General features: G+C 67.9%; 7 protein-coding genes. 4 read left to right on the top strand and 3 right to left on the bottom strand.

Annotated elements, in window-relative coordinates:
* Window positions 1–190: 190 nt before the first annotated feature.
* The 3 genes from E1289_RS34415 (at window position 191) to E1289_RS34425 (ending at window position 2,976) form a co-directional block, all read left to right on the top strand.
* Complete coding sequence (locus E1289_RS34415; protein WP_131987830.1) at window positions 191–1,261, top strand: DUF6348 family protein; 1,071 nt, start codon at window positions 191–193, stop codon at window positions 1,259–1,261.
* Between the two features lie 86 nt (window positions 1,262–1,347).
* Entirely contained in the window at window positions 1,348–2,304 is a 957-nt protein-coding gene (locus tag E1289_RS34420; protein ID WP_131987832.1) for an RNA polymerase subunit sigma-70, read from the top strand.
* A 60-nt stretch (window positions 2,305–2,364) separates the two neighbouring features.
* Window positions 2,365–2,976 carry a maleylpyruvate isomerase family mycothiol-dependent enzyme gene (locus tag E1289_RS34425; RefSeq protein ID WP_131987834.1) on the top strand — a complete coding sequence of 204 codons (612 nt, stop codon included), beginning with the start codon at window positions 2,365–2,367 and terminating at the stop codon, window positions 2,974–2,976.
* 203 nt (window positions 2,977–3,179) lie between these two features.
* On the opposite strand, the gene E1289_RS38625 is transcribed toward E1289_RS34425, so the two are convergent.
* Together E1289_RS38625 and E1289_RS34430 are read right to left on the bottom strand one after the other, a co-directional pair.
* Window positions 3,180–4,175: an endonuclease/exonuclease/phosphatase family protein gene (locus E1289_RS38625; RefSeq protein WP_165970737.1), complete on the bottom strand. Its 996-nt coding sequence runs from the start codon at window positions 4,173–4,175 to the stop codon at window positions 3,180–3,182.
* Window positions 4,176–4,389: 214 nt separating this feature from the next.
* A complete protein-coding gene (locus E1289_RS34430; protein WP_131987836.1) occupies window positions 4,390–5,160 on the bottom strand; it encodes an MBL fold metallo-hydrolase in 771 nt (256 codons plus the stop codon).
* A gap of 372 nt (window positions 5,161–5,532) precedes the next feature.
* Between E1289_RS34430 and E1289_RS34435 the strand changes: the two genes are divergently transcribed.
* On the top strand, window positions 5,533–7,620 hold the full coding sequence (locus tag E1289_RS34435; protein ID WP_131987838.1) for a DUF262 domain-containing protein: 2,088 nt from the start codon (window positions 5,533–5,535) through the stop codon (window positions 7,618–7,620).
* Here the strand turns inward: E1289_RS34435 and E1289_RS34440 are convergent.
* Window positions 7,602–8,426 (bottom strand): abortive infection family protein, encoded by an 825-nt coding sequence (locus E1289_RS34440; protein ID WP_131987840.1) that lies wholly within the window; start codon window positions 8,424–8,426, stop codon window positions 7,602–7,604. The genes E1289_RS34435 and E1289_RS34440 overlap by 19 nt on opposite strands.
* Window positions 8,427–8,521: the final 95 nt, after the last annotated feature.

Raw genomic sequence — 8,521 nt, forward strand, 5'->3', positions numbered from 1 at the left:
CGGCCCGTCACCAGAAGGAAGATCGTGGCTGGTCATCGTCACTCTGCTCAGTACCCGTTCTCGCCCTGTTCACATCAGTTAGGGAACTTCATCCCCTCGTGTCCCACCTGAGCCTGACACAGAGGGGGTCGCCGGACGTGGGCTCGGTGAAGCCCTGAGAGGGGCGCGCTCGCCGCATTAGGGTTCAGCAATGATCGAATCGATGGCGTTCGACGATGCCGTGGAGGTGGGGGTCGCCGCGTTCTGCGCGGGGGCGGAGCCGCCCGGGGACGATGAGGTGTGGAACCGGCTGACCGGGGCCGGTGTCGAGCCGTGGCTGGCCCAACGCTTGTTGATCTTCCTGCCGATGGCCTTCACCCGGCGGCTGCTGCCGGAGGTGTCCTTCTCGGACGCCGTGGTGGCCCCGGGCGGCCGGGTCGGCCTCCCGGACGAGCCGGTGTTCGTCGCCGCTCTGGCACGCGCCCAGCGGGCCGAGCGCGGTGAGATCGAGCGGGTCGCGTTGCGCAGCAGCGAGTTCAACGCGGTCAACAATGCGCTGCACGCCGGGTCGGCGATGTCGGACCTGGTCATCGGTGACACCGCTCTGGGTGCCGATCTGGGGCCGGTCCTACCGGGTGACGGCGGCGTGCCCTCGCCGCGTGCCGCGTTCGAGGGGCTCCTACGCGGACACCATGTCCCGCTCGGGGGCGAGACGAAGGTCGACGCGAAGCTGTTCGTGCATCCCGCTCCGGCCGGTGTGGTGATGGCCCAGGTCGACTTCGCGGTGTCGCATCCGGCGCTGGCCGCGTCGCGGCTGGTGGAGAGCTTCGCCGGGCACGGCGCCACCTGGCGCGAGGCGATCGGCGGGGCAGTGCACAAGTTCGAGCGTGGGGCCTTGCATCCGATCGTGGAGGGGCTGCTCCGTCCCGGGGCGGCCCCTGACCAGGTGGAGCGGGAGCGGTACGAGCACGCCGGCGGCGCGTTCGAGCTGATCCTGGGAGCTCAGCTCAACCTGTTCGCCGACCGGCCGGTGCCCTCGGCCGGGCCGCTGCTGGATCTGCTGCTGGACGCGCTGCGCTCCGAGCCGCTCACTCGCAAGGTGCATGGCCTGCGCCTGTTCCTCGCGCACCACGACGGCCGGTTGCAGACGAACGAGGTGCTTCTGGACGGCGAGCGGTGGCCAGGTGGGGAGGCGGTGGCCGCGGGCAGTCCGGCACCTCTGCCCGACGGGAGCGTCGCGGTGCGGATCTTCGGTCTTCTCGTGCCTGCCGAGGGCGCCTAGCCGCAGCGTCCGAGGGCTTTTGACAGGGGGGTGCGGCAGACTTGGGGTGATGGCTTGTTGGGGGGTGGGTCGTGCGGGGAGGTCAGTTGGCGGTCGAGGAGCTGGAGGCTTTGCGTGGGCCGCTGACCGGCTACTGCTACCGGCTTCTCGGGTCTGCGGCCGACACGGACGACGCGGTTCAGGAGACGCTGATCCGGGCGTCGTCCAGGCGGGATCAGTACGATCCGAGCAGGGCTCGGCTGAGCACGTGGGTCCATCGGATCGCGACCAATGTCTGCATCGACATGCTCCGGGCCGCGAAGCGGCGGGCCCTGGTGATGGACGTCGCGTCGGCGGGGCCGGAACTCGGTGCGCCGCTGCCTCCAGAGGTCTGGGTGGAGCCGATGCCCGACTCGCGGCTGCTGGACGGGCAGGACCCCGGTGAAGTGGTCCTGGGGCGGGAGTCGGTCCGGCTCGCGTTCATCGCGGCGCTCCAGCGTCTCGCTCCCCGGCAGCGGGCCGTCCTGGTGCTGCGGGACGTTCTCGTGTTCAGCGCCCGGGAGACCGCCGAGATCCTCGGCACCACGGTGCCCGCGGTGAACAGCGCGTTGCAGCGCGCGCGGGCCTCGCTGGACGCCGACCGGCCCGACCCGTCCGACGTCTACGACCCCGAAGACGCCGGGCAGCGTGATCTGCTGCGCCGCTACGTGGCCGCTTTCGAGTCACACGACGTCGCCGGGTTGACCGCGGTGCTGCGCGAGGACGCGGTGGCCTCCATGCCGCCGTTCCGGTGGCGGCTGGAAGGCGCGCGGAAGATCGCCACGCTCACCGGGGCCAGCGACTCCTGTGCGGGCGCGCGGCTGGCGCCATGCGGCATCAACGGTGCACCCGGGTTCGGGCAGTACCGCCCCGGGGACGACGGCGTCCTCCGCCCGTTCGCGCTCGTGGCGGTCGAGATACGGGACGGACGGATCGCCCGGATGGTGACGTTCCTCGGTACCCAGGACCGGTTCGCCGAGTTCGGCCTCCCCGAGGTATGGAGCATGTCAGCGTCCGAGCGATGAGTTCTCGCGGGCCGCGTCGTACAAGCCGGTGAAGACCCGACGACGCGGAAGGAAAGCCCGATGGAGACACACTCGTCCCACCTGACCAGCGAGACCCAGGCAGAGCGGGAACGGCTCGCCGGCATTCTCGGGGACCTCACACCGGAGCAGTGGGACACGCCGTCCCTGTGCGACGGGTGGCGGGTCCGCGAGGTGGTCGCCCACATGACGATGCCGTACCGGACCAAGTCGATCGGAGTGCTGGCAGGTCTGGTCCGGGCCGGTTTCTCGTTCAACCGTTACGCAGACCGGGACGCCCGGTCGACGACGCGGGCGATGAGCGACGCCGAACTGCTCGACCTTCTCCGGCGCAACGTCGACCACCCCTGGCAGCCGCCGGGCGGCGGGGAGGTCGGTGCCCTCAGCCACGACGTCATCCACGGCCTCGATTTCACCGAGCCGCTCGGCCTCCCCCCGGCACCGGCCGAGCGCCTCGCACTGGTCCTGGCGTCGACCAAGCCCCGGCAGCTGAAGTACTTCGGGGTCGACCTCGGCGGGCGGAAACTGGCCGCCACCGACTCCGACGTCTCCGTCGGGGACGGATCCACCGTCGTGGCGATGACCTCCAAGGACATCCTCCTCGTGGTCACCGGACGGCGCGCCCTCGACGAAGTGCCGCAAGCGAGCCGGTGACGGCTCAGCAGGACGGGCGGTCCGACCGGTGGACGCCGAAGACGCCGGCGCATTTCCGCCGTGTCGCGGGCGCACGGCGCTTCACTGGTTCCACGGTGGGTGCGCACCGAAGGGCCGGCCCTTGCCGTAGCTCAAGGACATGACGCCGCCTGACGACGACCTGTCGTCAGGCGGCGCCTTTTCGGCGTCCGTCCGTGCCCGGATCAGTGCACCCAGGTGCCGGAGGTGTAGCAGTGATCGCTGGCAAGAGGGTCGGTCGGGCAGTATGGCGCCTTCGTAGTGGGCTTACCCGTGCGGTCGACCCAGATGTAGTCGACATGCCCGTCGGGAGTGGCCGCCCGGGGGTAGGTTTCCGGCTCGCCGTCGTGGTCCTTCCAAGTCGGCATTGTCCCCTTGTCCTGGGCCACTAGATCCTGCATGCCCGTGAAGTATGCGGGAACCGCGTCACGGAGATCATCCGGCAGCAGATTGAAGTCGCCGGCGAGTACTCTCGCTTGTCCGGCCGCGTACGCCGTGGCCATCACGAGGTATTCAGCGGCTTGCGGTCTCGCCCACTCTTCCTCATTCTCCAGGTGGGTCGTGCAGACCGTCATGACCCCGATATAGGTCTGCAGTTTGAGGCAGAGCATGGTGCGGCACTCGTCTACTGTGCAGTCCAGGCCCTCATCTCGCGACGGGAGGTAGCGCGCGATGCCGTCCACTTTGACACCACCCGGATGCAGGATCGCACTACCGAACGGCTCGCCACCGCAATCATTGGTGTTCTTGGGCAGGCTGACGACCATCGTGCCCGGGCTGCCCGTCCTGGTGACCAGGTCCTCGAAATCCTGCCGGCAGACCTCGTTGAGCGAGATGAACCAGGGGTTGTCGGTGCCCTTGAAAAAGGCCACCAGGTTCTTTGCCCGGTTCTTGAGCACCGGATGTTCAACGCACGAGTCGTTTCCAGCGCAGATGTTGTAGTGCTGGATGGGGATCTCCAGGAGCGCAGCGGCACGACTGGACGCCGATGGCTGCGGTCGCTGTACGTTCGCGGGCGTGTACTCCAGGACCATCGGCTTCCCGTCGGCGGCCTCGATGACCCGCGTCGTGGGACCGGACGTGACCGGTGGTGCACTCTCGGCATACCCGGGAACGCCGGCAAGACCGAACGCCATGATCATGATGACGACGACGGCCAGCGTCGCCCTTGCTCTTCGCACTGGGAGCTCCCACCTGCTGAATCGGAATGCCCCCGATGGGCAGGCTCAGTGTGCGGATCCAACCGTGGGCCGTCACGTTACTGGCCGATCATGGTCATCGACGGGTTTTACAACCGCTCATCGACTGCAATTCGGCCAGCCATATGACGCTGCGGAGCCGCGCGACGACGAGGCGCGGAAATCCATTTGCGCCCGGCCCGCCCGTCGCGGTCGCTCAGCCGACCCGGAAGGTCTCGCCTGGAGCGGCGTAGACGGTGGGGCCGTCGAAGCGGGTCGAGGCAGCGGCCACCGCCTGCCGAGGAGTGAGGGAACGTCCGACGTGGGTGACGATCAACCGGCTCGCCTGGGCCGCGCGGGCGGTGTCACCGGCGTTCTCCGGTGTGTGGTGGACCTGCTCCCCCGTAGCCGGGATCTCGGCGCTGTCGGCCTCGCACAGCAGCACGTCGCACCCCTCGGCCAGACTGGTCAGCGCCGAGCAGGGGGCCGTGTCCCCGGAGTACACCAGTGACCCGCCCTCGGCATCGACGCGCAGTGCGAAGGCCGGCATGCCGTGCGATACCGCCCGGCTGGTCAGCGTGAGCGCGCCGATTCGGGCCGAATGCCCGTCCCGCAGTTCCTCGATGGCGAAGGCGGACTCGACCGGGCTGCGAACGGAGGTGTTGGTGAGGAAATGCGCCAGCCTGTCGGCCGTGCTCGGCGGGCCGTACAGAGGTATCGGGGCGGCGAGGCGGATGTCGGCGTAGAGCGCGCCGTAGTAGGCGGTGAGGAGGTCCGCGCTGTGGTCGGCGTGCAGGTGCGAGATCCAGATCGCATCGAGCTCGTCCAGCCGGACGTGCCGTTGCAGCTCGGCCAGCGTCCCGGTGCCCGCGTCCACCCACACCCTGGCGCCCGCGCCGGACACCAGGTAGCCGGAGCATGGGTTCCCCACGCTCGGGTACGGCGTCGCGGACCCCAAAACCGTCAGACTGAGATTCTCCCTCGCCATCCGCGAAGTCTAGAACGGCTGATCAACCCACTCGGCACGGCGCCGACCCGCCGGCGCCGCCGAGACGACTCGTGGCCGCAGGGGTGCGCCGTCGGCGAGACATGCCTTTGACTCGACGTTCGGCGCGTAGCCGCGCTGCAGACCTGCATCTTCGGAGTCATGATCGTATTCCGGGCGGGACGGGACCTTCTCAAGGTTGAACAAAGCGGGCATTTTGCAATCCACTGAGCATGATCGAAAGCCGCACCTGAGATCGACAAGGGCCATGTGGGCCGTTGTGATCTTTCGTCTTCGAGGAGACGACAACAGGCGCGGCCTGCCCCTAGGGTTGGGTGGTCCAGAAACTCGAACGGGTAGGTGATCGTGACTTCTATGCTGTTCCGGACCACGGACTATTCCGTTACCCATCTCGTCGAGGCCATCGATCGCGGAGATGTCGCACTCCCGGATATTCAGCGTCCGTTCGTGTGGAAGGCGACCAAGGTGCGATCGCTCTTCGATTCGATGTACAAGGGCTTCCCGGTAGGTTTCCTGCTGTTCTGGGAGACCGACGCGGAGCCGGGAGCAAGGCGGATCGGCAGCGGGGACGCCGTGCCGCGCAACCTGATCGTCGATGGGCAGCAGCGGCTCACTTCCCTGTACGCGGTCATGAAGGGCATCGAGGTCGTCCGCGAGAACTACGACAGGACCCGGATCCGCATCGCGTTCCGTCCGGCGGACGGGAGGTTCGAGGTCACCGACGCGGCAATCGAGAAGGACCCCGAGTTCATTCCTGACATCAGCGTCCTATGGGCAGGTCGTGGATTTCACGGTGTCGTCCGGGAGTTCATCGAGCGCCTGTCGTCGCGCCGGGAGGTCCCCCAAGAGGAGCAGGACCAGCTGACCGAGGCACTGGACCGCTGCCGCGACCTCAGCAACTACTCCTTCAAGGTGATGGAGTTGTCGCGGTCGATCGACGAGGAGCAGGTCGCCGAGATCTTCGTCCGGATCAACAGTGAGGGCGTGACGCTCAACCAGGCCGACTTCATCCTCACTCTGATGAGCGTCTTCTGGGAGAAGGGGCGCGTCGACTTGGAGGAGTTCTGCCGGAGTGCGAGGCAGCCGACCTTGGACGGCGAGACGGCCTTCAACTGGTACCTGCGGCCGCAGCCGGACCAGCTTCTCCGCGTCAGTGTCGCACTGGCCTTCCGGCGCGCGGTGCTCAAGCAGGTGTACCAGCTTCTCCGCGGCAAGGGCGGCCCCGGGCTGAGCCGGGACGAGCAGTTCGCGATTCTGGCCGAGGCGCAGTCCCATGTGCTCGACCTCGGCAATTGGCATGCCTTCCTGCAGTGCCTGGAGCGCGCGGGATTCCGCGGCGCCAAGATGGTGTCGAGCGACAACGCCGTGCTGTTCACGTACGCGATCTGGTTGTTCGGCCGCAGCCGTTTCGCGGTGCCGACGCGGCGGTTGGAGCCGGTGATCGCCCGCTGGTTCTTCATGGCGCACATGACCGCCCGCTACTCGGGCACCTTCGAAACCCGGGCGGAACGCGACTTCGCGATGTTCGGCGACCTTCCCGACGGGGACGCGGAAGCCTTCTGCGCCGCGCTCGACCGAGTCATCGACTCCACCCTCACCAACGACTTCTGGAACATCGGGCTGCCGAACGAACTGGCGACGTCGGCGTCGAAGTCACCGAGCCTGTCCGCCTATCTGGCCGCCCTCAACATCCACGACGCGCCGGTGCTACTTTCGCGAACGAGCGTGCGCACGGTTCTGGACCCCACAAAGACCAGCAAGAACGGCATCCGGCGGCACCACCTGTTCCCGCGTACGTATCTGCAGAACACCGCTCAGATCACGGGGACGCAGCTCAGCAACCGTATCGCGAACATGACCCTCGTCGATTGGAAGGGAGCCTCCGGTGAGGGCGACCCGGACCGTTTCTGGCCCGCGGAGGTCGAGGCTTCCGGTCTCACCGAGGACGAGCTGCTCCGCCAGCGGTATCTGCACGCCCTGCCGGACGGATGGCAGGGGATGGGATACCAGGACTTCCTTTCGGCGCGGCAGACCGGAATGGCCAAGGTGATCCGGGATGCGTTCACGCTTCTCTGCGACCCGGACTACTCCCCCGACTACCCGGCCCCCGACGGCCAGGTGAAGATCCCGTTCCGGCGGACCTTTCACGGGGTACAGGTCTCCGACCTTGTCGAGCGGGGCCTCCTGGAGGTCGGCGCAACGCTCGTCGATCGCCGTCTCGACGGTGAGAACGCGACAGCCCTGGTGACGTCCGAGGGGTTCATCGAGATCGAGGGCGAAATCTATGAGTCCCCGTCCGCCGCGGCAGCGGCCGTCGTGGGGGCGAAGGCGAACGGGTGGGACTTCTGGCACACCCCGGTCGACGACGTGCTGCGCCCCCTGTCCACCCTCAGGTCGGAGTACATGCGCCAGTCGGGGCAGGCTCAGTCCGCGGAGGAGTGAGCGGGGAGGTCACCGAGGCAGTCCAGAACGTAGGCGCACCAGGCGATGGCGACCCGGACGGCCAGGCGGCTGTCCCGGTCGTCGACGCCTGTCACTGCGGTGACGCCGCCGTGCCCGTCACCCGCCTTGTTTCGGAGCGCGTTGACCTTCAATGCGGCATCGCGAAGATTGTCCATCATCGCTCGGATGTCCGGGTGTTTGGTCGCCGACCAGGCGTCCACACCGCTCATCGCATCCGGGATCAGATCACGCATGCTCGGGTTACGGCGGACAGAACCCCCCGTGCGTGCAAGGACGATCTTTGCGGTCGACTCGATCAGCCGCTTGGCCGCGCCGATGTCCTGGCTGGGGTCGGCGTCGAAGTTGCGTTCCAGGCGGGTGAGTTCGGCGCGGATCGCGGACGCGTCCGTGAGCACCCGCCCGGCGGTGTCGGCCAGGGAGCGGATCGCGGCCATGGGGTCGCCCGCCTTGTCGACGTGGTATCCGTCGGCGGCGAGGCAGTCGCGCAGGCGGGCGAGTCTCCCCGGCTTGGCGTTCGGCGCGTTCTCGTAGATCTCGGCGAGCTTCGTCGCGGCGGCCAGCACCGAGTTCACCGTTGAGCGGTCGGTCAGGTCGAGCGCCTTCAATGTCCTGGCCAGCCGCTGCCTGACATTGGGGACGATCACCGCGCCCTGGTCGCGGACCGGCGGAAGCACCTCCAGCGTGATGCCGGCGTCGGCTAGCACGCGTTCGACGTCGGGTGTCGAGCGGGCGAGGTCCGTGATCGCACCGATCGACGCGTCGCTCAGCAGCCTTCCTTCGGACATCGTGGCCTTTCGTGGGTTAGGTGGGGAGGGTTGATAGGGCCTTGGCGTAGAGGTGGGTGGGGTTGTTCGGAAGCGGGGTGTAGTAGCCTGTCTCT

The sequence above is a fragment of the Actinomadura sp. 6K520 genome (genome assembly GCF_004349245.1).
Taxonomy (GTDB): Bacteria; Actinomycetota; Actinomycetes; order Streptosporangiales; family Streptosporangiaceae; genus Spirillospora.

Excerpts from the sequence above, each read along its gene's own strand:
- E1289_RS34415 (WP_131987830.1), top strand. The coding sequence starts at position 191 with ATGATCGAATCGATGGCGTTCGACGATGCCGTGGAGGTGGGGGTCGCC.
- E1289_RS34425 (WP_131987834.1), top strand. The coding sequence starts at position 2,365 with ATGGAGACACACTCGTCCCACCTGACCAGCGAGACCCAGGCAGAGCGG.
- E1289_RS34430 (WP_131987836.1), bottom strand. The coding sequence starts at position 5,160 with ATGGCGAGGGAGAATCTCAGTCTGACGGTTTTGGGGTCCGCGACGCCG.
- E1289_RS34435 (WP_131987838.1), top strand. The coding sequence starts at position 5,533 with ATGCTGTTCCGGACCACGGACTATTCCGTTACCCATCTCGTCGAGGCC.
- E1289_RS34440 (WP_131987840.1), bottom strand. The coding sequence starts at position 8,426 with ATGTCCGAAGGAAGGCTGCTGAGCGACGCGTCGATCGGTGCGATCACG.